Genomic DNA, 553 nt, shown 5'->3' with positions numbered 1-553 from the left:
TAAAAACTTAGAAAAAATTACAAGGATATTTTTTAATAATAGAAGAAAAATGATTAAAAAACCATATAATCAAATTTTTAATGGTGATCAAAAAATATTGGATAAACTTAAACTAGATCTAAATTTAAGACCTCAAAATTTAAATACGGAAACTTACCTCAAGTTAACTCAAGAATATGAAAAATTAATTAGTTAATTTTTCCACATGGTGTCTGATAAATTTTATATCATAATCTTTAGATCCATTATTTATCTCTGCCTCAATTAAATTTTCAATTTTTTCATAGCACTTTTTAATATCATCATTGATTACAACATAATCATAATTTATCCAATGCAAGACATCTCTTTCAAATTGTTTCATTCTTTCCTCTGCAATTAATTTATCTTTCATATCTCTATTAGAGAGTCTTTCAAACAAGACCTTTTTACTTGGTGGTAGGATATAGAAGGTTATTAATTTATAATCTAATTTTTTATTTTTTATTTGATCAGCACCTTGCCAATCAATATCAAATAAAACATTTTTACCTGAGTTTAAATTATTTATTAC

General features: G+C 22.8%; 2 pseudogenes. One reads left to right on the top strand and one right to left on the bottom strand.

What is annotated here, in order from left to right:
• Nucleotides 1-196 (top strand): annotated as a pseudogene (locus AMN99_RS04955) (16S rRNA (adenine(1518)-N(6)/adenine(1519)-N(6))-dimethyltransferase RsmA); the annotation flags it as partial.
• Here AMN99_RS04955 and AMN99_RS04950 read toward each other — a convergent pair.
• Nucleotides 185-553: pseudogene (locus AMN99_RS04950) on the bottom strand (guanylate kinase); the annotation flags it as partial. The pseudogenes AMN99_RS04955 and AMN99_RS04950 overlap by 12 nt on opposite strands.

The organism is Candidatus Pelagibacter communis, from assembly GCF_001180225.1.
GTDB classification, from domain to species: Bacteria; Pseudomonadota; Alphaproteobacteria; order Pelagibacterales; family Pelagibacteraceae; genus Pelagibacter; species Pelagibacter ubique_D.
The sequence above is the reverse complement of the archived record's forward strand: the minus strand, read 5'-3'. Positions and strand labels throughout refer to the sequence as shown.